This window comes from Paenibacillus sp. BIHB 4019 (genome assembly GCF_002741035.1).
Lineage (GTDB): Bacteria > Bacillota > Bacilli > Paenibacillales > Paenibacillaceae > Pristimantibacillus.
In genome coordinates this window covers 3,160,198-3,182,818 of sequence record NZ_CP016808.1, presented here as the reverse complement: position 1 = coordinate 3,182,818, position 22,621 = coordinate 3,160,198, and the positions used below count along the sequence as shown (strand labels likewise).

Annotated in this window: 14 protein-coding genes, 1 pseudogene and 1 other annotated feature; of the genes and pseudogenes, 4 read left to right on the top strand and 11 right to left on the bottom strand. The window is 51.7% G+C overall.

The annotated features are described in order from the left end of the window. Positions 1 to 7: 7 nt before the first annotated feature. Positions 8 to 245, top strand: a binding site (T-box leader). A gap of 58 nt (positions 246 to 303) precedes the next feature. Beyond that, the gene (argS, locus tag BBD42_RS13540; protein ID WP_269467265.1) at positions 304 to 2,007 is read left to right on the top strand and encodes an arginine--tRNA ligase; all 1,704 of its coding nucleotides are present in this window, start codon (positions 304 to 306) and stop codon (positions 2,005 to 2,007) included. 1,450 nt (positions 2,008 to 3,457) lie between these two features. Here the strand turns inward: argS and BBD42_RS13530 are convergent. From BBD42_RS13530 to BBD42_RS13520, 3 genes and pseudogenes are all read right to left on the bottom strand, one after another. After that, entirely contained in the window at positions 3,458 to 4,552 is a 1,095-nt protein-coding gene (locus BBD42_RS13530) for a TolB-like translocation protein (RefSeq protein WP_099518565.1), read from the bottom strand. A gap of 100 nt (positions 4,553 to 4,652) precedes the next feature. Beyond that, on the bottom strand, positions 4,653 to 6,122 hold the full coding sequence (locus tag BBD42_RS13525) for a sensor histidine kinase (RefSeq protein ID WP_099518564.1): 1,470 nt from the start codon (positions 6,120 to 6,122) through the stop codon (positions 4,653 to 4,655). 125 nt (positions 6,123 to 6,247) lie between these two features. Next, positions 6,248 to 6,928 (bottom strand): annotated as a pseudogene (locus BBD42_RS13520) (response regulator transcription factor); the annotation flags it as partial. Between the two features lie 312 nt (positions 6,929 to 7,240). Between BBD42_RS13520 and BBD42_RS13515 the strand changes: the two are divergent. Continuing rightward, positions 7,241 to 8,053: an SDR family oxidoreductase gene (locus tag BBD42_RS13515; RefSeq protein WP_099518563.1), complete on the top strand. Its 813-nt coding sequence runs from the start codon at positions 7,241 to 7,243 to the stop codon at positions 8,051 to 8,053. A gap of 40 nt (positions 8,054 to 8,093) precedes the next feature. After that, the gene (locus BBD42_RS13510) at positions 8,094 to 9,839 is read left to right on the top strand and encodes an alpha-glycosidase (protein ID WP_099518562.1); all 1,746 of its coding nucleotides are present in this window, start codon (positions 8,094 to 8,096) and stop codon (positions 9,837 to 9,839) included. A gap of 87 nt (positions 9,840 to 9,926) precedes the next feature. Here BBD42_RS13510 and BBD42_RS13505 read toward each other — a convergent pair whose 3' ends face one another. From BBD42_RS13505 to glgB, 3 genes are read right to left on the bottom strand one after another with little or no spacing between them, the layout of a single operon-like run. Next, positions 9,927 to 10,808 carry a hypothetical protein gene (locus tag BBD42_RS13505; protein ID WP_150131547.1) on the bottom strand — a complete coding sequence of 294 codons (882 nt, stop codon included), beginning with the start codon at positions 10,806 to 10,808 and terminating at the stop codon, positions 9,927 to 9,929. Between the two features lie 44 nt (positions 10,809 to 10,852). Next, positions 10,853 to 12,283 carry a glycogen synthase GlgA gene (glgA, locus tag BBD42_RS13500; RefSeq protein ID WP_099518560.1) on the bottom strand — a complete coding sequence of 477 codons (1,431 nt, stop codon included), beginning with the start codon at positions 12,281 to 12,283 and terminating at the stop codon, positions 10,853 to 10,855. Between the two features lie 53 nt (positions 12,284 to 12,336). Then, the gene (gene glgB, locus BBD42_RS13495) at positions 12,337 to 14,253 is read right to left on the bottom strand and encodes a 1,4-alpha-glucan branching protein GlgB (RefSeq protein WP_099518559.1); all 1,917 of its coding nucleotides are present in this window, start codon (positions 14,251 to 14,253) and stop codon (positions 12,337 to 12,339) included. Between the two features lie 162 nt (positions 14,254 to 14,415). Here glgB and BBD42_RS13490 point away from each other — a divergent pair, with 162 nt between their 5' ends. Further along, the gene (locus BBD42_RS13490; protein WP_099518558.1) at positions 14,416 to 15,678 is read left to right on the top strand and encodes a glucose-1-phosphate adenylyltransferase; all 1,263 of its coding nucleotides are present in this window, start codon (positions 14,416 to 14,418) and stop codon (positions 15,676 to 15,678) included. Positions 15,679 to 15,949: 271 nt separating this feature from the next. On the opposite strand, the gene BBD42_RS13485 is transcribed toward BBD42_RS13490, so the two are convergent. From BBD42_RS13485 to BBD42_RS31970, 5 genes are all read right to left on the bottom strand, one after another. Continuing rightward, positions 15,950 to 17,485: a stalk domain-containing protein gene (locus BBD42_RS13485; RefSeq protein ID WP_099518557.1), complete on the bottom strand. Its 1,536-nt coding sequence runs from the start codon at positions 17,483 to 17,485 to the stop codon at positions 15,950 to 15,952. Positions 17,486 to 17,615: 130 nt separating this feature from the next. Further along, the gene (pyrH, locus tag BBD42_RS13480) at positions 17,616 to 18,359 is read right to left on the bottom strand and encodes a UMP kinase (RefSeq protein ID WP_056033930.1); all 744 of its coding nucleotides are present in this window, start codon (positions 18,357 to 18,359) and stop codon (positions 17,616 to 17,618) included. Between the two features lie 417 nt (positions 18,360 to 18,776). Then, positions 18,777 to 19,523, bottom strand: coding sequence for an SDR family NAD(P)-dependent oxidoreductase (locus tag BBD42_RS13470; RefSeq protein ID WP_099518555.1), 747 nt, complete (start codon positions 19,521 to 19,523; stop codon positions 18,777 to 18,779). A gap of 90 nt (positions 19,524 to 19,613) precedes the next feature. Next, positions 19,614 to 21,008 (bottom strand): threonine synthase, encoded by a 1,395-nt coding sequence (gene thrC / locus BBD42_RS13465; protein ID WP_099518554.1) that lies wholly within the window; start codon positions 21,006 to 21,008, stop codon positions 19,614 to 19,616. A gap of 127 nt (positions 21,009 to 21,135) precedes the next feature. Beyond that, complete coding sequence (locus BBD42_RS31970) at positions 21,136 to 22,449, bottom strand: glycosyltransferase (RefSeq protein ID WP_099518553.1); 1,314 nt, start codon at positions 22,447 to 22,449, stop codon at positions 21,136 to 21,138. Positions 22,450 to 22,621: the final 172 nt, after the last annotated feature.

Here is a 22,621-nt window from a genome sequence, read left to right as displayed (position 1 = left end):
CTGTTAATTAACATCAAGGAACGGGAGAGTAACCTATATGGGTGCCATTTCAAGCGAGCCGGGACAGTGGGAGCCGGCAATGGACAATTAGGTGAAGCGCACCCGGGAGATGGCGGCCTGAAACGAGCAATCGTGCTAGGGACGTCCGGTTCAGCACCGTTACAACGGCGAGATGCCCCTCTATGCTTCTGTGCGGAGGCGGCAACAAGAGTGGTACCGCGGGGATAACAGGCCTCGTCTCTTATTTTTAGAGACGGGGTCTTTTTTGCGTGCCGCTCTGGCCTGAACGATTATTTGGAGAGGATGATGATGATGCTGTTAATGGACAAAATTGCGCTGGCTTTGGCGAAAGCCCTCGCTCTGCCCGAAGCAGAAATTCGGCCCCTGCTGGAATACCCGCCCGATGAGGAGCTTGGCGATGTCGCCTTCCCCTGCTTCACGTTAGCTCGCACGATGAAACAAAGCCCCGCTAGCATCGCTGCTTGGCTTGAGCCCCTGCTGGCAGATGCGGGCTGGAGCGTTCGGGCTGCCGGACCCTATTTGAATTTCAAATGGAACCGGGAGCTGGCAGCCGCGCAGCTTATTGCAGATTGGAAGAGCGGAACCCTCATGCACGCAGCCATTGGGAATGGAGAGCGCGTCATCATCGACATGTCTTCGCCCAATATTGCGAAGCCGTTTGGCATTGGGCATTTGCGCTCGACGATGATCGGCAATGCGCTGTACCATATTTTGCGCAAGGTTGGCTATGAGACGGTCAGCGTCAATCATTTGGGCGATTGGGGCACGCAGTTCGGCAAGATGATTACCGCCTATCTGAAATGGGGCGACGAGCAGCAGCTTGCAGCAGATCCCATTAAGGGCTATTTGGAGCTGTATGTGCGTTTTCACGAAGAGGCAGAGCAGCATCCCGCGCTGGAGGATGAGGCGCGCAGCTGGTTCGCCAAGCTGGAAGCTGGCGATGCTGAAGCGATTCGCTGCTGGAGCCAGTTTATTGCCGACAGCCTGAAGGAGTTCAATAAGCTGTATGCACGGCTAGGCGTGAGCTTTGACCATTTTCTCGGCGAAAGCTTCTATAACGATAAAATGGACGCCGTCGTCCAGCAGCTTCAGGAGCAGCAACTGCTGGAGGAAAGTGAAGGCGCACAGGTCGTCCGGCTGGATGAGCATGAGCTGCCGCCCTGCCTCATTCGAAAATCCGATGGCACATCCATCTATGCGACGCGCGACTTGGCGACCGCCATATATCGCCATGAAGAAATGAAGGGCAGCGAGCTGCTGTATGTTGTCGGCTCGGAGCAATCGCTGCATTTCCGCCAGCTGTTTCTCGTGCTTGAGAAAATGGGCTTTGCCTGGGCAGCCGCCTGCAAGCATATCCCGTTCGGGCTTATGAAGCTGGATGGGCAAAAAATGTCCACTCGCCGCGGCAAGGTCGTTTTTCTAGAAGAAGTGCTGGATGAAGCGGTACAGCGGGCTTTGCAAAAAATAGAGGAAAAGAATCCAGCGCTAGCAGGAAAGGCCGAGGTAGCCGAAGCGGTTGGCATCGGCGCCGTCGTGTTCGGGGATCTCAAAAATACGAGATTGCTTGCGGTCGATTTTGTGCTGGAGGATGTACTGAATTTTGAAGGGGAAACGGGCCCGTACGTGCAATATGCTTACGCCAGAACGCAGCGGATATTGGCAAAAGCGGCCGGCAGCGACGTCGCCGCAGCACCTCAGCCTGCCGATTATGAGTATGTGACAGGCGATTATGCTTGGCTGCTAATGAAGATGCTTTTGCGCTACACAGCAGTCCTTGGAGACGCCGCCAAACGGCATGAGCCATCCATTCTCGCCAGATATTTGATTCAGCTCGCCCAAGCGTTCAACCGTTTCTATCATCACGACAAGGTGCTCGCTGGGGACGCTGGGGAGCGGATCGTTAAGCTTAAGCTGGTGCAGGTGGCTGCCGATGTGCTTAAGGAAGGCTTAGAGCTGCTCGGCTTGAAGACGCCGAAGGAAATTTAGGCATAAAGCGCAAAAAAACAGGCATCCACCAGCCAGCGGCGGGGATGCCTGTTTTTTTAATCTTTTTTCAAACAAGTATTAGCTATTCGTCGGTTCCGGAATAAGATCCTTCTCGATGATCTGCTGATTGAAATGAGCAATGTTCTTCTCAAAGCAATTACAGTAGTAGTCTTTCCGGCACAATGGACACGGCACGTTCAGCATACGCGTAACGCCTGTTAATCTCCATACTGGCTTCTGGCTGTAGAACAAACGCGCCTTAGAACCTTCACTAAGTGTCATGATGAACTGATATAACCCTGAGGCAAGATCTTTGTCGGCTAAAATAACGTTCTTAATCTGCAGTTTCGAATTCAAGATTTTCACCCTTACTGTTCGTATTCAAGATTGTGTAATAATACCCTTTATAGCGCCTTAAGTCAATATTTCCGCCATTAGGTCCAACGTTTTGCTTTAAAAATCTTCATGCGAAAGTAAGGAATTCCCGCTTCGGTGAATCCATTTTAAATCGAGGCATGCATGATTTATGCTCTCACACTTTTTTTCTCAAAGCAAAGATCAATATCAGATAGGCTATGATTAGAGCAAGCATGAACAGCGGAAGGATCGTTTTCCAAAGCTCGTTAAATTAAACATTAACCTACCACCTCGTTCGGGGTTACAATTACGACGGACGTTTAATCGCTCGATTGCATGGATAAGCATAGATTCATCATCGTCTGAATTCATTTAAACACTTGCCTGCCTAATTCAATATTTACGCCAGCGACTAAATTTTATCATTCAGGATTTTTTATTATTATGGATAAACAAAACAAAATTCACAGTTGAAAGTGTTATAATAACATTTCACAACGGGCCTGCTAGGGCACATATGCAACCAGATCGGGACTGAGGACTGAGATTCCGCTATTCTGACTTTTGAGCCGATTTCAGGACGTAAGCGGACAGGAGAGCCATTATCACTACCATTTTCCCAATAAAATGTCCATTTACAGCGCATTAGCGGCTCCTAAGTCCGCGGTCTGTGCCATAACCCGTGATCCTGTTAAAATAGCTGCGGCTGTGTCCGCCAAGTTTATCGGAAAGACGTGTGACGCTAATTACGGTCCAATTCTAGCTCATTTTCGTTCACGTAATACCGCTAAAATAACTTCATATAAATCAGGAGGTTCCTCATGAAGCTTACAACAAAATCTTTAATGGGTTTAAGTATACAGGAGATTAGAGCAGCGCTAGTACATTCAGAGCTTCCTTGTTTTTTGAATAGCCTATGAATTTTGTATCCATTCTCTACGCCATTGCTTCTTTTTCCTTAGTCGGATTATTTGTTTGGATTTTATTTAAGAAATCAAAAAAGCATTTTAAATGAACCATGAAGAGGATGTCCTTAAGCAGCAACTAGCTATTATGGACATCCTTATTTTTTCATAAATAGAATGATGCAGATCTACTTCAACGTAATCACAAACGTAATAAAATCGTTCTGCTCCTGGGAATAAGTTGCGGCGACGATTTTTTTGCCGGAGGGACTCCAGCCGAGATCATCGGATAAATATTGGACATCCAGCTTGATCGGCACCGTATCGCCACTAATCGCATCTGCCACAAATACGCCGTTGTCGCCGTCCGTTCCTTCCGATGTCAGGCTGTAGGCCAGCTTCTTGCCATCTGGCGACCAGCTTGTGCCAAATACTTGCGTCGCGCTTCCCAGCTCAATCGGCTCATTGCCCTTGGCATCCGTAATCATCAGCGTACGTGTCGTATTAGATGTTCGCTTCACCAATGCGAGCTGCTTGCGCTCTGGCGAGGGAATTACCCAGACGACGTCCGTCGCCAGCTTCTCCGCCTGCTTGCTGCCATCGGGAAGAAAATACAGCACTTCATTCACCACATAATAAATGCCGCCCTCGCCAGGCACCGCCGTAAATATCCGATGATCGCTGCTCAAAATCGTCTCCAATGCGCCATCAACGCTTGCCTTGATTACTTTGCCCTCGACCGTCATAAAGAGCACATGCGTATCGTCCATCCACATGCCTGTCGTCGTATCGATCACATCGCTGCCTAGCTCCACCGATTCTCTTGTTTCCAAATTCATCATGTAGCCATGGGCACTTTCTTCGTTATTCAGCTTATAAAATAAATATTTCCCATCCGGTGACGGCTTGGCAAATCCCTGATGCGCAGGCTGCTCATGTAAAGCCTCCTCCTGCTTCGTTGCCAGATCGTGCAAATACAAATTGTTGGGAAACATCATTTCCCCTTCCACCGCTATTTTCTGCTCATTTTCATTGCGCTTGACGATGACCAACTGCTCATCGGTAATAAAGCTAATCCCCCGCGTTCGGTCTATTTGCGTTATTTGGCTGACAGCAACCTTCGTATCGGTCGATTGGCCCGGCTCTACGACGGTAATTGTTTTATCCGGCTTTTGAATCGTTTCGCGTGTCGGGGCAGTACCGTCTCCGCAGCCCGCCAGCAGCAAAGCCACACAACAGGCAGCCGCGCCTGTATTTATCCATTTAAAATGGGTTTGTCTCATCTCGTATTTCCCCTCTCCCTTATTGCTATGCGCTTATTGTAATCAGCGAATGTTTCGACCTCGTCTCCAGCTTGTTTCGAACCTGTAAACCTTTACACCTTTAACCGTTATATAGCGGAAAATAGACCTTGAACGTCGTTCCATCGTCGCCCGACCTAACTAGTACAAGCTCACCCTTTTGCGCCTCGGCAAGCTGCTTAACGAGCGACAGGCCAAGTCCCGTTCCTCCCGATATGCGGGAGCGGTCGCGGTTGACGGTATAAAACGGCTCAAAAATTTTGTCATGCGCTTCCGCTGGAATGCCAATGCCCGTATCCCGCACGACAACATTGACCCGATTTCCGTCCACATGCAGCGCAACCTCAATCTGTCCGCCAGGACGATTATATTTAATGGCATTATCAATTAAGTTAATGAATATTTGCATCAGGCTCTCCCGATCCGCCCAGATGACAGCAGGCTCCAGCTGCGTTTGCAGCAACAAATCAAATTTTGCCGCCTTGCCCTGCATGCGCGTGCACAAATCCAGCAGCAGCTCATCCAGCTGCAATACCTCTGCCTGCTGCTCGAATTCATACTTTTCCAGCGCCGCCAAATGCAGCACCTTCTCGACCATATCGTACAGCCGCCCGGACTCCTTGCCCATGCTTTGAATCGCCTCATCTATGAGCTTCGGATCATCGCGGTACATATCCAGCAAATCCACATACGCCCGAATCGACGTGAGCGGCGTCTTGAACTCATGGCTGATGTTGCCGATGAACTGCTTCTGCTGCTGCTCCAATTGCTGCAGCTTGAGGATGGCGAGCGTAAGCTTGCGCTGCTCCTCCTTCATTTCTTCAATATGCCGTTCAATGGCACTGCTCATAAAAAAAATATCCTGGCTTAAATCGCCCAGCTCATCGCGCCTGCGTACGGGATTTTGCTGCAAATACCGCCCTTCTCGGATGTTGCCCGCTGCGCTTCTCAGCCGGGAAATGACCGCGGCAAGCCTATAAAAATACGCATAGCCCATGGCGGCCCCTGCCACTACGGCAATAATGCCCGCCGTTTGAAACAGCTCGCGGATGGTCTGGGCGAACTGATGGTCATTTTTCAACGAGTAATGGAAGCTGACTACGCCAAGCAAGCCGTCTTCGCCCTGCAAAGGAGCAAAATAAATAAGCGAATCCCCCGCTGTCTGATAGGCGATTTTGCCATCCAGGGCATATTGCAGCGTGTCGGACAAATTTGCTCCTTTCTCCCCGCCAACGGGAATGGAGCTGCCGGCTTCTTTGCCCTGCGTATCATAAAGCGTCGTCTGCATGCCGCTGATCATTGAAATGTAGAGCGCCAGCCGCTGCCCTCTCAACGGCATGAAGGCATCGAGGGCAAGCGGCGGCTCGCTAGTAGCGAAGCTTTGCCGAACGTATTGCGCCGCTACCTCGCTCTGCTTGGCCAGCAGCTTCTCGGTACGCTCCTGCTGATCGCGCTTGATCCCGCCCAGCACCATCATGCTCAGTACACTTACGGTGAGCGCCAGCAGCACGACCAGCACAATGCTCATTCGCAGCTTCAAGCTGATTCTCATGACGGCTCACCAGATTGCTCCGGCTCATCCGCTTTTATCGACGACGAGACTGACTCCGGCGAATTGTCCAACGTATTCTCAGATCCATTGCTTATCTTTGATGCCCTAGCTGTTGCCGCTCCTGCCTTGGAAGCTTTGTAGCCGATGCCATATACGGTCTGGAGCAGCGTCTGGCTCGAATCGCCAAGCTTTTTGCGCAGCCGCTGAATATGAATGTCTACCGTGCGCGTTCCGCCCGCGTATTCCATATCCCAGACCAAATCAAGCAGCTCCTCCCGGGTATAAACCCGCTCGGGATGCGACAGCAGCAGCGCCGCCAGATCAAATTCCTTTGGCGTCAGCTCAAGCGCAGCACCGCCAGCCGTAAGGAGCCGCTGCTGCATGTTCAGGCGAATGCTGCCCAGCTCATACACATCCGGCTCCTCCTCGCGCCCCGCCAGCTTCTCGACGCGCCGCATCAGCGCTTTCGCTCTGGCAACAAGCTCGCGCAAATCAAACGGCTTCGTCATATAATCGTCGGCGCCCAGCTCAAGCCCCAGCACTTTGTCAACGATGTCATTTTTGACCGTGAGCAAAATAATGCCGACGCCATGGCGATTCTCCAGCTTCCTGCACACTTCGTAGCCGTTCATTCGCGGCATCATGACGTCTAAAATAATGACATGTGGCTGAAAGACGGCTACCTTCTCCAGCGCCTCTTCCCCATCGCCAGCCGTCTCGACCAAATAGCCTTCGCGTCTGAAAGCATATGCAACGGCGCTGACGATACTCGCTTCATCATCTACGACCAATATTTTTTTATCTATCATCTGACCTGTCATCCATCACCGCTCCTACCTATGCCTATCTAACCCAGATTACCCATTAGAACGCAGCATAATGCAATTTTGCAACGCCAATATATCGAACTTGTTTCCAACTTGTAAACATATATGAACAAAGAATGGATATGTGCGCTGTGGCCGCCGATTGTCCAGCAGAAGCCGCAAAATAAAATATGAAATAGTTGGGAACACCAGATTGGTTTAGGGTAAGAGAAATTAGATCATCTTAACAGAATACGCATTTGCAGGACATGTTCCCTAAACATCATTATACATTGCAGGAGGTTTTCGACGATGGCGAATGAACAAACGAGAACAGGCAGCGGCAGACTGGCAGGCAAAGCTGCTCTAATAACGGGAGCCGGCTCTGGCATCGGCCGCGCAGCGGCACTGCTGTTCGCCAAGGAAGGCGCTGATCTGGCACTGCTCGATGTGAATGAGGACGGGCTGGCCAAGGTCAAGCAGGAGGCCGAAGCTTTCGGCGTCACTTGCGCAACAGCCGTGACCGATATTTCAAGCGAGGAAGCGATCGAAGCGGCGTATAAAGTGGCGTTAGACAAGCTGGGTAAGCTGGACATCGTCTACGCCAATGCTGGTATTAACGGCTCCATGGCGCCCATTGAGCTGATGAAGCTGGAGGATTGGAGCAAGACGATCAACATTAACCTGAACGGCACGTTTCTAACCGTGAAGCATGCCATTCCAGCGCTCAAGGAACAGGGCGGCAGCATTTTGATTACGAGTTCCATAAATGGCAACCGCGTCTTCTCGAATATCGGGTTCAGCGCATACAGCAGCACGAAGGCGGCGCAGGTCGCTTTCACTCAGATGGCGGCGCTGGAGCTGGCGAATTACCGCATTCGCGTCAATGCGATCTGCCCCGGCTCGATTAAGACGAATATTGATAAAAGCACGAAACGCTCGCCTTATTTGGAGGAGGTGCAAATTCCGGTCAACTTCCCGGAAGGCGACCAGCCGCTGGAGAAGGGGCCTGGCTCCCCTGAGCAAGTCGCCCAGCTTGCGCTGTTCTTGGGCTCGGATGATTCGCATCACATTACAGGCACAACGGTTTACATTGACGGAGCGGAATCCTTGCTCCACGGCTAGCTAGACCAACTGCAGGGCAGGAGAGGAGAAACAACTATTTATGCTAAGAGAAGCCATCCACCACACCCCAAGCCACAAATGGGCCTACGCCTATGATTTGAGCACCTATCACATCCGGCTGCGCACGAAAAAAAACGATGTGGAGGATGTCGTCATGGTCGCCGGAGATAAATACGACTGGAATGGAAACCTTCAGGAAATTGTAATGGAAAAAATAGCTTCCGATCAGCTGTTTGATTACTGGGAAGGCGTAATCATCCCTAAATACAAACGCTTCTCCTATGGCTTCCGTCTGCATGCCGGCACAGAGACGATGTGGAAGATCGAGACCGGATTTTATGCGCAGCAGCCGACGCCTCCAGGCGGGTATTTTGAAGTGCCCTACATTCATGAGATCGACTTGTTCGATGCGCCTGACTGGGCGAAAAACGCGGTTTTTTATCAAATCATGGTAGACCGCTTCAATAACGGAAACAAGGAAAACGACCACGATTACGTTAGGCCTTGGGGAGAAACGCCGGATATTCATTCGCATTTTGGCGGCGACTTGCAGGGGATTTTAGATAAGCTGGAGTATATTAGCGATTTGGGCGTAAATGCGATTTATTTGACACCGCTATTCACTTCGCCCTCCAATCATAAATACGATACGGTTGATTATCATAAGATTGATCCGCAGTTCGGCGATCTTGAGCTGCTCAAGAAGCTGGTCGACGAGTGCCACAGGCGCGGCATTCGCGTCGTGCTGGATGCGGTGTTCAACCATGTGAGCGAGCAATTCCCCCATTTTCAGGATGTGCTAAAAAACGGCGAAAAGTCCAAATACAAGGACTGGTTTCATTTGAACCACTTTCCGGTCGCTGTACAGGATGGCAAAGCGAACTATGATACGTTCGGCTTTTATGGCAACATGCCCAAGCTCAACACCGCCAATCCTGAAGTAAAAAAATATTTGCTCGACGTCGCCGTCCATTGGATTCGCGAAGCGGATATTGACGGCTGGCGGCTTGATGTCGCCGACGAGATCGACCATCATTTCTGGCGGGAATTCCGCGGCGCAGTCAAGGCAGTGAAGCATGAGACCTACATTATCGGCGAGGTGTGGGGGGATGCAATGCGCTGGCTGCAGGGCGACCAGTTCGATTCGTCGATGAACTATCCCTTTACGAACAGCGTGCTCGATTTTTTCTCAAACAGCGGCAGGCATGCATCGGATTTCGCCGAAGAGGTGAACCGCCTGCTCGTGCGTTATCCACAGCAGACGAACGAAGCGCTGCTTAACCTGCTGTCAAGCCATGACATTCCGCGCTCCTTGACCAGAATGGGCGGCGATAAACGGCGGGCCAAGCTGGCAGCGGTATTTATGATGACGTCGATGGGCGTTCCTTGCGTCTTCTACGGCGATGAGGTTGGTTTACAAGGCGGCGGCGACCCCGATTGCCGCAAATGCATGGAATGGGACGAGGCGAAGCAGGATCGGGATTTGCATGATTTTTATCGCATCATCATTGCGCTCCGCAAAAAGCATGAGGCGCTGCGCTGCGGCCGCTTCCGCTTCCTGCAAGCGAGCAGCGAGAAAGGCACGTTCGTCTATGAGCGGATGAACAATAAGCAGCATTTCACGATTTGGATGAACAATACAGAGGAAAATGTATTCCTCGCCCACCCGATGCTGGCTGGCGGCTGGCGCGATGCGCTTACCGAGGAAGAAGTGGCAACGTTCGAGGAGCAGCTTCGCATTGAGCTGGAGCCGATGGGCTACCGGATTTTGTACCGGAACATTTGAAGTAAAAGCAGCTTGAATAGAGCTTGCATAGGCAGCAAAAAAGGACAGGCATCGGTTTTTTCGGGGCCTGTCCTTTTTTTGTGCTGCTTAATCGGATAAATGCGAAGCATAGCGCCCGCCGCGCCCCTCAATGAACAGAAATTGCACATTGGGCTGGAGTTTGCCGAGGGCAATTACCTCATCCAAGGTTAACGTAGAATGGCGCAGCTTGAAATGAAAATGCGGCTGGCGCTTAAAACGGCCAGAGGCGAACAATGCTTCATAGCTTGTATAAGGAATTGCATCCTCCGGCACGTCATCAATCGTTTCAATGCGCTCAGAAAAGTCCAGCTGTCGCAATTCCGTATAATAGGGACAGTCGGCGAGACGGGTAATAAAGGCTTCCTCTGTGAAGCCTACCTGCAACCTCAATTCGCGGAGCGGGTGGCCTTCAATAGCGAAAAAAGCTTCATCCGGCACAGTCGGCGTCTGGAAGATGAGCACGGCTGGCATTTTGGCAAGCAGTTTTGTCACCATGCCATGCTCCTCTTCATAGTCGCTCCCGATGAAGCGGACGTTATGATCGCCTGAATCTGTGAGCTGTATGAGGAAGGAACGCAGTGCCGAAAACTCCGCCTCCGAATGCACGATGCGCGAGAAATTCCATTCATTTAGACCGTTCGCGCCTTCATCAGGCCCCGTGAAGGTGAGCGATGCAAGATGGGGAGCCACCTCAGGCAAACAAATAAACTCCAGAAACTTCACAAAAGGATAGTTCGTCTCGTAGTCGAAATCATCTGCGGCAATCGAAGGATCTTCATCAAAGCCAACGCCGTAAAACATCAGCTCGTACTGGTCGCCAACCTGGGCAAAGCTGACTTTAGCATCCTTGCCGGGTGACCAAATAGCGTGCTCCGGGCCATAGCTTTGCTTAATGTCCATTTGATATTGGTAAATACGCTGCTGCAGCTCCAATAAGCGCTCTATCATCAACGGTCGCACTCCTTTTTCAGAACCAAGTTCCTTCTCAATCATTATAAAGCCAGCTCCGTATAAAGTGCTATGTAACGCTCCGCAGATGCTCCCCAGCTGTAATCTCCAGCAAAGGCTGCGGCGGTGAGCTTGCCTCGGTGCGACTCATTCCACCATATATGAATGGCATAGCGAATCGTATTCAGCATTTCTTGGCTATTGTAATTGGTGAAGGAGAAGCCGTTGCCTTCTCCCGTCCACTCGTTGTAGCTATGAACGGTGTCCTTCAGCCCGCCTACTTCTCGCACGATAGGCAAGCTGCCATACCGCAGCGCCAGAAGCTGGCTGATGCCGCACGGCTCGAATAGCGACGGCATGAGGAACATATCGGAGGCAGCATAAATACGGCGGGCTACGCCATCATCAAAGCCGATCCACGATACCATTTTGTCCGGATAACGATGCTGGGCTGCGCGGAATGCATCCTCCATCTCGGGCTCGCCCGTACCGAGCAGCACAAGCTGGATATTTTCCGTTTGCAGCAGCTCGTCCAGCACTTCCAGCACGAGGGGCAGCCCTTTCTGATCCACTAGCCTGCCGACCATTCCGATGAGGGGAATGGCATCGTTGACCGGCAGTCCGAGCTCCTGCTGGAGTGCGGCTTTATTTTGCTTTTTCACCTTAAGGCTGTCCTTGTATGGGAATGGAATGAACGGATCGGTCTCCGGATTGTAGCTGCGGGCGTCGATGCCGTTGACAATGCCGAGAAGCCGGTCGCCTTTTGCACGCAGGGTGCCATCCATCCCATACCCGCATTCAGCAGTTCGGATTTCGTTGGCATAGGTCGGGCTGACGGTCGTCACCCGTTCTGCAAGCTGGATGCCCGCTTTCATAAAGCTCACCAAACCATGATATTCGACTCCGTCCGGGGTAAACATCTCATTTTGCAATCCCAGCCAATCGCCCAGCGCATGATGCGGATAATTGCCTTGATATTGCAAATTATGAATGGTGAACACCGTCTTCACGCGGGAATATTCCGGGCGATGCCAATAATGATGCTTGAGCAGGGCGGGAATCATGCCCGTATGCCAATCATGGCAATGCAGCACATCGGGGATAAAGCCCATTACCGGCAGCGCATCAAGCACCGCCCGGCAGAAAAAGGCATAACGCTCCCCATCATCGCCATAGCCATAAGCCGAACCGCGCCGGAAATAATGCTCATTGTCGATAAAATAATAGACGACGCCTTCATGCGTTAGCTCCTTGATGCCGCAGTAAACGTGCCGCCAGCCTACCGATACATAAATGAAGCCAAGCTCCTTCATCTGCGCTCGATAAACGTCCTTCACCGAAGCATAAAGCGGCATAATGACGCGCACATTGGCGCCTTTCTCATTCAATGCTTCCGGCAGTGAGCCTGCTACATCAGCAAGGCCTCCCGTCTTCATAAATGGCACGCATTCCGCTGCCGCAAACAATACGTTCATGCATTTCATCCCCTGCTCTTTGGTTTCATAATGCTGCAATGCCGATTTAACGTTTAACGGGAACGCTGAACCTTTACTCGCCGCAAAATAAGGATAGATAACGGCGGCAGCGGAAGCTCTACGCTGTTTTTCTTATCATGCCAGCTGATGCGCTGCGAGGCAATAGATCCGCCTTCCCGCAGCAGCTCCGCTTGAAAACCCGATCCGCCATAAGCAGGCTCATCGCTGTTCAGCACGATTTCATAATCGCCTGCGCTCGGTACGCCAATGCGGTAAACCGGATGCGCGTAATCTGTAAAATTGCACAGCATAATGAGCGCTTCCCCCTTCGGGCTGGCTAACCTGCGATACGAGAGGACGCTTTGCAAATCATCCTCGTGCTCTATCCATTCAAAGCCCCTGTAATCATGGTCTAGCTTCCACAGTGCTTTCTCCTGGGCATACAGCTGATTCAGCCTGCGGGTATAAGCCTGCATCCGCCAATGCGGCTCATAATCCAGCAGCAGCCAGTCCAGCTCCGCGTCGTCCTTCCACTCGATGAACTGGGCAAATTCGCCGCCCATGAACAGCAGCTTTTTGCCAGGATGCGTCATCATATAGCCGTAGAATAGCCGCAGTCCGGCAAATTTCTGCTCATAGCTTCCCGGCATTTTGTTCAGCAGCGATTTTTTCCCATGCACGACCTCATCATGGGAAAGCGGCAGCGCATGATTGTCCTGCCAGGCATACCAGATCGGGAAGGTCAGCAGATTATGTTTGGTTTTACGGTTGAAAAAATGCTCCTTGGCATAGCTGAGCGTGTCATTCATCCAGCCCATATTCCACTTATAATTAAAGCCAAGCCCGCCTTCATCGACCGCTTTCGTAACGCCGGGATAAGCATGCGACTCCTCGGCCATCATAAGGGCATGCGGATTATATTGAAAAACCGCCTTATTCAGCTGGCGCAAAAAAGCGATGCCTTCCAGATGCTCCTTGCCGCCGAATTCATTCGGACGCCACTGGCCTGGTTTTTTATCAAAATCATGATACAAAATGCTGGTGACTGCATCAACGCGCAAGCCATCGATATGAAACAGATCGAACCAAAACAAGGCATTGGAAATTAAAAAATTGCGAACCTCCGGTTTTCCGTAATCGAAGGCGAGTGTTCCCCAGCCAGGCTTCTCGGCAATGAGCGGGTCATCATTTTCAAACAGAGCCGAGCCGTCAAAGCGGCGCAAGCCATGCGCATCCTTGGCAAAATGCCCCGGCACCCAGTCTAGAATGACACCGATACCGTTTTGATGGCACAGGTCTACCAGCTCCATCAATTGCTGCGGTTCACCGTAGCGGGAAGTTGCGGCATAATAGCCTGTCGGCTGATAGCCCCATGATTTATCGTACGGATGCTCGGTCAGCGGCAGCAGCTCCAGATGGGTATACCCCATGTCCGCTACATACGCGACCAATTGATCAGCCAGCTCGCTGTAGGAAAGCAGAGTATCGTCCTTATGCCTCCGCCAGCTGCCCAGATGCACCTCGTAAATGTTCATCGGACGGGCGTAAGGCGCTTTTTTTCCGCGCATCCACGCCTCATCCTGCCACGAATAACCGTCCAGCGACCAGACGCGCGATGCGGTTTGCGGCCTTACTTCGGCATATACGGCATAAGGATCAGCTTTGAGCAGCCTCTCACCATTTTGGGCTATGATTTCATATTTATACAAAGCGCCTTTCGGCATATTCGGGAAGAAGCCTGTCCATATGCCGGACTTGTTAAGCCGGGTTAGCGGCTCATTGCCGCCATGCCACCCGTTAAAATCCGTAGCCAGACGAACCTCTCGCGCCTCCGGCGCCCAAACGTTAAAGCGAGTGCCTTCGATTCCATGCTCTGTTGATGGGTGAGCGCCCATTTTTCGATAGCTATGCGCCCATGTTCCTTCATGAAATAGAAATATTTCCTCTTCGGACAATGTGGAGATTTCCATCCATTTCACCCGCTTTATGTTCGCAATGAACGTATAGTAAAGCACACGAAAGCTAATATTAACCTTAAAAATTGATTTTGACTCAACCGTTTCAAGCGCCCTTCAGTCGTTTAAAAATACCTAACAACAACCCGTCACGGACGGCCTGGAGGGAAAAGCCTTATGCCTAATAATACCGATTGCATCGCTATGCTGCTAGCTGGAGGACAAGGAAGCCGTTTAGCCCCATTTACAGGCCAAATGGCCAAGCCCGTCGTATCTTTCGGCGACCGCTTCCGCATGATTGATTTTCCATTAAGCAATTGCATTAACTCGGGCATTCGCACCATTGGCGTGCTTACCCAATATTGCTCTGACTCGGTTCACGACCACATTACCGATGGAGAAGCTTGGCTTCGCTCAGCAACGACGAAGCATTCTGGCGAAATTACGATGCTGCCTGCTTCTCGGGTATCAAGCTCAGGCTGTTACACAGGAACGGCTGATGCCCTTCTTCGCAATATTGCTTATGTGGACGAGCATCATCCCGAGCATGTGCTTGTTTTGTCAGGCGATCACATTTACCAAATGGATTATCGCCCGATGCTGGAATTTCACAAGGCTAACCAGGCGATGGCAACGATTGCCGTCAAACAGGTGCCATGGCGTGAAGCCCATCGCTTCGGCATTATGCATACGGACGAGCAGTCCCGCATCATGAAGTTTGAGGAGAAGCCGGCGAACCCGGAAAGCAACTTGGCTTCTATGGGCATTTATTTGTTCCGCTGGCAAGATTTAAGACGTTTCCTGCTGGAGGACGCCGCTAACCCCCTCTCAAGCCATGACTTTGGCAAAGATATTATTCCCGCCATTTTGGCTGCCGAGGAAAACTTGAATGCTTATCCATACGAGGGCTACTGGCGTGATGTCGGCACTGTGGAAAGCCTGTGGGAAGCGCATATGGAGCTGCTTGACGGCGAGATGAGCCTGTCTACAGAAACTTGGCCTCTTCGGTCCAAAGAGGTTCAGCAGGTCCGCAAGCCCTATGTCAGCCCGCAAGCCGTGCTGAGCAACAGCATTGCTCATCCAGGCTGCACCATTGAGGGCCGGATTTCACGCTCGGTGCTCGGTGCAGGAGTCAGCATTGGAAAAGGCAGCGGCATCGCCGAAAGCATCATTATGCCCGGTGCAAAAATTGGGCGCAATGTTATTATTCATAGAGCCATTATTGGCGAAAACGCCGTTATTCATGACGGTGCAATCATCGGGGAGAGAACTCACGGAGACATAGCCGTCGTCGCCCCCGGCGAAGCAATTGTGGCTCATTTTATGAATGGCAGCAGCAAATTGAAGGCGCTTGAACAATTAGAGCAGTTTGAGAAATCAGCGACAGAGCTTGTTGTAACAGGAGAAGAGCGATTCAGCAATAGCGTCTTGCACTATTAAAGTGATGTGTCATAAGTGGATGTCTTGGTATCCCATTACTTTCGACAGGACGCTCGCTTTACCCTGCTTGCCGAATCAGCAAATTATATAGCGGCTTATGCACGGTGAAACGGCTGTCGCCTTCCTCTGGAGGCGCAGCGCGTTTCATTCCGAGAAATATAGAGAAAGGCCTGGGATATCCTATCCTTTCCTATAACTCAAAAAATCCCCCTCGGTCCACGAAGCAATGTGGGCCGAGGGGGATTTGAGGTTGTTTAGAAGCTTTGTTCCATTATTCGTCAGACTGATCCGATATCGCCAACTGGCTAAGCTTCTCGTTCCATTGAACCGATAGGCCAAACCCCTGCTCAAGCAGCTGATAAGGAACGGCCGTCGCACCGGAATAAACAATCGGCGCCTCTGGCATCTCAAACGACGTATTGCCTGCTTTCGCCTGGGTATCCCCTATACGGAAGGTTGCTGAGCGTTCCTTGTATTTAAGCGTATAAATTCTGAAGCCTTCTTTAGTAAGAACGGCGCTCAATGTCATGCCCAATTGTTTGGCCACGTCCTTTATCGGCACATATACCGTCTCGCCTTGCGGCAGGGCAGGGTATATGCTGCTTAGCCATTGTCCATTTATAAACGTATCAACAGCCGGCCTTGCCTGCATGGGCGTATAAACCATGCCATCGCTGCGTACGGATGGTCCGCCCGCTTCATAAAACTTGTTGTGGCCCCAGCCCCATGCCTTGCCATCCTCATCAATGGCGACGCCGTGGTCTTCCCCCGCTGCGATATGCTTGATCCGGGTGAGCCCTCGCACTTTGCCCTGCTTGCCAGTAGCGGTATTTCCATATGCAAAAACCTCGCCATCGGTCGTCAGCATAAGCAAGCTTCCCGCACTCCCGCTTATCTCCTTTAGCGTCAGTATCGGATACAGCGCTTGTTTTTTGCCATTTTCAGCAATGCTCCACGCTTTTCCTTTCGTATCTAATGCCATTAGACCGCCGCTATACGCGACGATGGAGGTTATGCCGGACAAGCTGGATATTTTAGCCGGAGCTGTAGGCTTAATCGTCTCCGCGCCATCGCGGGGCGTCGCCACAGGCTGCCAGCTCCATACTGTTCCATCCTTCTTCACGGCGTAAGCCTTAGGGTATCCGTATGCTACCTGCACGATTTGATTTAAGCCCTTCACGGCAGCTGGTTTTCCAAAGCTGAGCTTGCCGGTGTCGTCTTGCTGCTTCGTCCATGTTGAGACCGTACCATTATTCAATAAAGCTATATCATAGCCGTAGCCGCCTGCCACCTTCGCTACGCCAGCAGCGCCTGCCACCTGCCGAAGCCCATTCGCATTTTTCCCGCTGCTATCATTGTGGCCCCAAGTCCAGACCGTTCCGTCAGCCTTTACCGCCATATAGTTCTGATCGCTCTTATTGATATGAATATAGACAATGTCGGAAAGTCCGGAATAACGAACAGGAGCTACTGTATTGCGAAAGCCTGGATTTCCCTCCAGCCCAAGCTCTCCCCACAAATTGCGTCCCCAAGCCCAAACCGTGCCGTCGCTGCGCAGCGCAATCGTATAGTTATGGGCGGCTTCTATTTGCGTGAAGCTTTTGGGGACGGCTTGGGCGGCCTCAGCAGCTTGCTCCTGCCCTTGCTCTTGCAACCGGCTTGCTGCTTGCTCTCCGCTGGCAATCGCCGCACTGTGCGGGCCGCCCGTCCATATAAGCGCTGCTAGAAGGGGAAGTGCCAGCAAGCTGCGCCAAGCCTTCCCGCTCTTATTAGATTTCCTTGTCGTCGATATGTTGACCATCTTCATCACTACCCCCAATGACCATTTACAAGCTGCCTATATGGACGGCATTCCCAATTGGAAGGTTGCAGCTGGATGGCTATTTGGCTGTTCAGACATTCATTTCTTGGGGATGAAGAGGAGGGCGATGAAAAGCTCAGGCATCCATCTCCAGCACAGAGCTGTTGCTGATCAGCGTTCCGACATGGCTGCCATGGCAAATCGCCTTCATCGAGCCCGGCTGGTCGAAATTAAACACATGAATCGGCAGATTATAGTCCCGTGCCAAAATAAACGCCGACTGGTCCATCACCTTAAGCTGCTGGTCCAGCACATCATTATAGTGCAGCGATTTGAATTTCCGCGCGCCCTTGTGCAGCTTGGGATCGGCGTCAAGCACGCCGTCTACGCCCTGCTTCGCGACCAGCAGAGCATCGCAGCCTACCTCAATGGCCCGCTGCACCGATGGATAATCCGTCGTCACATACGGCTGTCCGTTGCCGCCTGCAAAAATGACGATATACCCCTTCTCCAAATGATGCACCGCCCGCAAACGGATGTAAGGCTCGGCAACGCTGCTGACTGGCAGCGCCGTCATGACGCGCACTTCCTTCTTCGTTCTGGCTTTCAGCACGCCTCTGAGCATGAGGCTGTTAATCACGGTCGCCAGCGTACCAATATTGTCCGCTTCTGCGCGTTCAATGCCCCAGCTTTCGCCCATATTGCCGCGAAAAATATTGCCGCCGCCAATAACGAGCGACACCTCCACGCCCATTTTCACAACGGACAGCACTTCTCTTGCAATATGCTCCAGCTTTTCGGGTTCAAAGCCAAACTCGCTTCCACCCGCAACCGCTCCGCCGCTCAGCTTAATCAGCACTCTCTTATACTTGTTATTCATCATCAATCATGCACCTCCAGTTAAATTAACGTTCGCAAGAAGCAGAACATTGGGGACTGAACCATTTAATTAGCAACTTAAGCAAAAACAGCTTGGTCGTCCTTCTAGGACTTGCGAAGAGCTTTGTCGGATAATTCTAAGCGGGTATAAGGATGAAACTTATAAAGTCTTATATTTTGAAAAAAAAGCATAAAAAAACACCAAAGCATAATATGCCTTAGTGTTTCAAAGGAATGGAAATAGAAACGCGCTTCGGGCTGGACGGGCAAAATCGGCTGTCCCATTGCCTTGGCTTTCGCTCCATATTCCCATCTCCTTCCTTTATTCCTTCTTGATTTTGTCTTATTCTACGCCAGCGCTAGGCAAGTTGCAATAGTAGCTTAGGCTTAGGGCTTGCGATGCTGATACGAAATGGCGCTACTCCTCGTAAATCATTTTGCGCGTCATGCCGCCGTCGACGACGAGATTAATGCCATTAACGAAATCATTGCCCGGATCGGTCAAATAAAAGCAAGCTTTGGCGATATCATCCGGCTTGCCGACCCGCATGGATGGATGCTGGCTGTGATCCTCCGCCCGCAGTGCTTCATAATCGCCGGTTTCGATCCAGCCGGGGCTGATTGCATTGACGCGAATGCGGTCCGGGCCAAAAGAAAGGGCCAGCGCATGCGTCAGCGCAACGATGCCGCCCTTGGAGGCCGCATACGCCTCCGTATTGGGCTCAGACATTAAGGCGCGGGTCGAGGCCATATTGACGATGGCTCCGCCTCCGTTGGCGCGCATCAGCTTAGCAGCTTCCCTTGCGGATAAAAAAGTGCCGCGCAAATTCGTATGAAGCAGCGCATCCCATTCTTCAACCGCAAGGTCGTAAGGCGACTTCCACACCGCATAACCCGCGTTGTTAATCAGCACATCCAGGCCGCCGTAGTTCTCGCTGATAAAAGCGAACATCGCTTCGATTTCGGCTGGCTGAGCCAAATCGATAGCATACGCAGCAGCTTTGCCGCCCTCGCTTCGCATGCGGTCGGCGGCGGCCTCAGCGCCTTCGCTGTCCCGGTCTGCCGCAATGACAAGAGCTCCTTGCCTCGCATAGCTAGTCGCAACAGTCAAGCCGATGCCGCGCGCGGCGCCGGTTACCAGCACTATTTTTCCACTGTAGTCCATTGATCAGCTGCCTCCTCTGTTTCCCTTCCTTATGCACAAACAGCCGATCAGATAGGCTCTGACCGGCTGCTCCCGCCTTTTATGCGCGAATTAAGCGTTATAAAACTTCAACAGCTCGCTGACAATCGCTTGTTGCGTTCCCTCTACGCGAGTCTGACGCTGCGTTTTCTCAAACAAGGACGAAATTTGCTCAGGGAATGCCTGCTCAATGCCGCAAAGGCGAATCGCCTCGTCGAACTTGGCCGGATGCGCTGTAGCCAGCGAAATCGTTACATCGCCGCTTTCAGCACATTGATCGGCTGCCGCCACGCCGCAAGCGGAGTGAGGATCAAGCAAATAATCGCTTTCCGCGTTGTATTTGCTGATCGTATCAAGACATTCCTGCCCGCCAACGCCATGAGCGCCGAATTCAGCTTGCACCCGCTGCAAATCGTCTCCAGAAATAACGAGCTTGCCTTCCTTGCGGAACTGGTTCATCAGCTCTGTAATCAACTGCGGATTTTCACCCAGCACATAATACAAATAACGCTCGAAGTTGCTTGCTACTTGAATGTCCATCGAAGGGCTGTACGTGCTGCGGAAATCTCCCGGCATATACACGCCTTCCTTGATGAAACGCTCCAAAATGTTGTTTTCGTTCGTTGCCAAAATCAGCTTGTTCACCGGAAGGCCCATGCGCTTCGCAAGGTATCCTGCAAAAATATCGCCAAAGTTGCCCGTCGGCACGCTGAAATTGACTTCCTGCACATCCTGCTGCTTCGCAACCTGGAAGTAAGCATAGAAATAATAAACCGTCTGCGCCAAAATGCGCACAAAGTTAATGGAGTTAATCGCACACAGATGGTTCGCGGACTTAAACTCCAAATCAGCGAACAAATCCTTGATAATGCGCTGGCAGTCGTCAAAATTGCCGTCGACCGACAAGTTCAAGACGTTGTCGTCCGGCACCGTCGTCATTTGCAGCTCCTGCACCTTGCTGACTTTGCCATGCGGATGCAAAATGCAAATTTTAATGCCGTCTTTGCCGCGCACGCCTTGAATCGCCGATGCGCCTGTATCGCCGGATGTCGCGCCAAGAATATGGATCGTCTTGTTCTGCTTGCGGGATACATACGTATATAATTCGCCCATAAATTGCAGCGCAATGTCCTTAAATGCAAAGGTTGGGCCGTGGAACAGCTCCAGCAAATACAGGTTGTCCTTCAAACGGCGAACAGGCGTTACGCCTGGGTCGCGGAATGTTCCGTAGCTGGCATCCACCATCGCCCGCAAATCTTCTGCCGGAATTTCATCATTCGTGAAATAGCCGAAAATTTCCAGAACCAGCTCCTGATAAGACAGGTTCTGCCACGCTTTCAGCTTCTCAGCTGAAAAAACAGGAATTTCACTCGGAACGAGCAAGCCTCCGTCATCTGCAAGTCCCATTAGAAAAGCGTCGATAAATCCGATTTTGCCAACATTTCCTCTTGTGCTAATATACTCCACCGGGTAATCCCTCCGACATTCTTTTGTAACATCATATCATCGTTTCCGGTTAAAATCGAATGGATTATTGAAATATGGCCTGTATTTCATCGCCGAAATACCCGCTCCGCGCTGCGAGATTTGCCTGTTAGTTCCGCGCGGACGATACAATCAGCTCATACAGCTGCGACAAGGTGTCGCGGCGCTCCTCCTGCTCCATCCGCTTAATGAATGCGGCGCGGTTCTGGTAGACATCCTCAATCGCCGCCAGCAGCGTATCCGGCGCTACCTTCTCCTCATGGAGCACCTCGCAAAAGCCAGAAGACTTGAACGAATCTGCATTGAGCAGCTGGTCGCCTCGGCTCTGTGCCTTCGTAAGCGGAATGAGCAGCATCGGCTTGCGCAAATGCAAAAACTCGAATATTGCGTTAGAGCCCGCACGGGAAAGCACAATATCGCTCATCGCCAGCACATCGGGAAGCTGCTCATTAATGTATTCGAACTGCTTGTAATCCGCCGTCTCAAGGGCAGGCTCAACCTGTCCTTTGCCGCATAAATGCACGATGCTGAAATTGCGGGTCAGCTCGCTAAGCGCGCTGCGCACCGCCTTATTAATCGCCCGCGATCCAAGGCTGCCGCCCATAATGAGCAGGACGGGCTTCGCTCCGCCTGTTTCAGCGCGCGATGCCCCTTTTTCGCCTGCTGCTGCTGACGCTGCGGATACTTTCGCCGTTTCCGCGGCAGACTCTTCGGCTCTCACGCTTTTTCCCGAAATGTTCACGACCAGCTTGCCAGAGCTAGCCGAATGGGCGGCGCTTTCCTTTGACGCCTGCCCTTGCGGCGTCTTGCTTAGCGTCTGTGGGCTGCCTGCTGCTCCGGAGGCTGCTGCATCAGCGGCTTCGGATGCAGGCAGCAGGCCGCAATAGGCTCTGCCTCGCGAGGCAACCCCTCGCCCCAGCTCATCGCGGATGACTGCGCCAACGTAATGCGCCTTGCCTGACGGCAAATGCTGCGCCGTCTCGGGAAAAGTCGTGCACACGCCCGTCGCGAAAGGGATAGCAATGCGGTTCGCCAGTCCCGGGGTCAGATCCGATTCATGGATAAGCACCGGCACCCGATTGAGCCACGCGCCCAGCACAACCGGAACGGAAACGAAGCCGCCCTTGGAAAAAATCACGTTCGGCTTCTCCCGCTGAATGAGCCGATAAGCTTGAAAAACCCCTTTAATGACCTTGAAGGGGTCCTTCACATTTTGCCAGTCCAAATAGCGCCGAAGCTTCCCTGTCGCTATACCATGATATGTAAGCTGCTCTAGTGGAGCAGTAAGTTGCTTCTCAATGCCATTTTCCGATCCAATATAATGGATCTGCCAGCCGGCTTCCGCGAAACGGGGAATCAGCGCCAAGTTAACGGTCACATGGCCTGCCGTCCCTCCGCCTGTAAACATAATTTTCCTGCCCATTATCCATAACCTCCGGTTCCTTGCTGCCCATTCTCTTCCTTGCTCTTTATATGTATGACGAAAAATCAGGAAATTGTCAACTCATCTATCGTATACATATATGCCCAGAGACCATAAGACGGAAGCTTCGGGCTATCGGAGCAAGCAAAAGGAGATTCTGCCACACTTGGCT

What these genes read in the sequence shown, in the direction of transcription:
- argS (WP_269467265.1), top strand. Translation starts at nt 304, where the DNA reads ATGATGATGATGCTGTTAATGGACAAAATTGCGCTGGCTTTGGCGAAA.
- BBD42_RS13530 (WP_099518565.1), bottom strand. Translation starts at nt 4,552, where the DNA reads ATGAGACAAACCCATTTTAAATGGATAAATACAGGCGCGGCTGCCTGT.
- BBD42_RS13525 (WP_099518564.1), bottom strand. Translation starts at nt 6,122, where the DNA reads ATGAGAATCAGCTTGAAGCTGCGAATGAGCATTGTGCTGGTCGTGCTG.
- BBD42_RS13515 (WP_099518563.1), top strand. Translation starts at nt 7,241, where the DNA reads ATGGCGAATGAACAAACGAGAACAGGCAGCGGCAGACTGGCAGGCAAA.
- BBD42_RS13510 (WP_099518562.1), top strand. Translation starts at nt 8,094, where the DNA reads ATGCTAAGAGAAGCCATCCACCACACCCCAAGCCACAAATGGGCCTAC.
- BBD42_RS13505 (WP_150131547.1), bottom strand. Translation starts at nt 10,808, where the DNA reads ATGATAGAGCGCTTATTGGAGCTGCAGCAGCGTATTTACCAATATCAA.
- glgA (WP_099518560.1), bottom strand. Translation starts at nt 12,283, where the DNA reads ATGAACGTATTGTTTGCGGCAGCGGAATGCGTGCCATTTATGAAGACG.
- glgB (WP_099518559.1), bottom strand. Translation starts at nt 14,253, where the DNA reads ATGGAAATCTCCACATTGTCCGAAGAGGAAATATTTCTATTTCATGAA.
- BBD42_RS13490 (WP_099518558.1), top strand. Translation starts at nt 14,416, where the DNA reads ATGCCTAATAATACCGATTGCATCGCTATGCTGCTAGCTGGAGGACAA.
- BBD42_RS13485 (WP_099518557.1), bottom strand. Translation starts at nt 17,485, where the DNA reads ATGAAGATGGTCAACATATCGACGACAAGGAAATCTAATAAGAGCGGG.
- pyrH (WP_056033930.1), bottom strand. Translation starts at nt 18,359, where the DNA reads ATGAATAACAAGTATAAGAGAGTGCTGATTAAGCTGAGCGGCGGAGCG.
- BBD42_RS13470 (WP_099518555.1), bottom strand. Translation starts at nt 19,523, where the DNA reads ATGGACTACAGTGGAAAAATAGTGCTGGTAACCGGCGCCGCGCGCGGC.
- BBD42_RS31970 (WP_099518553.1), bottom strand. Translation starts at nt 22,449, where the DNA reads ATGGGCAGGAAAATTATGTTTACAGGCGGAGGGACGGCAGGCCATGTG.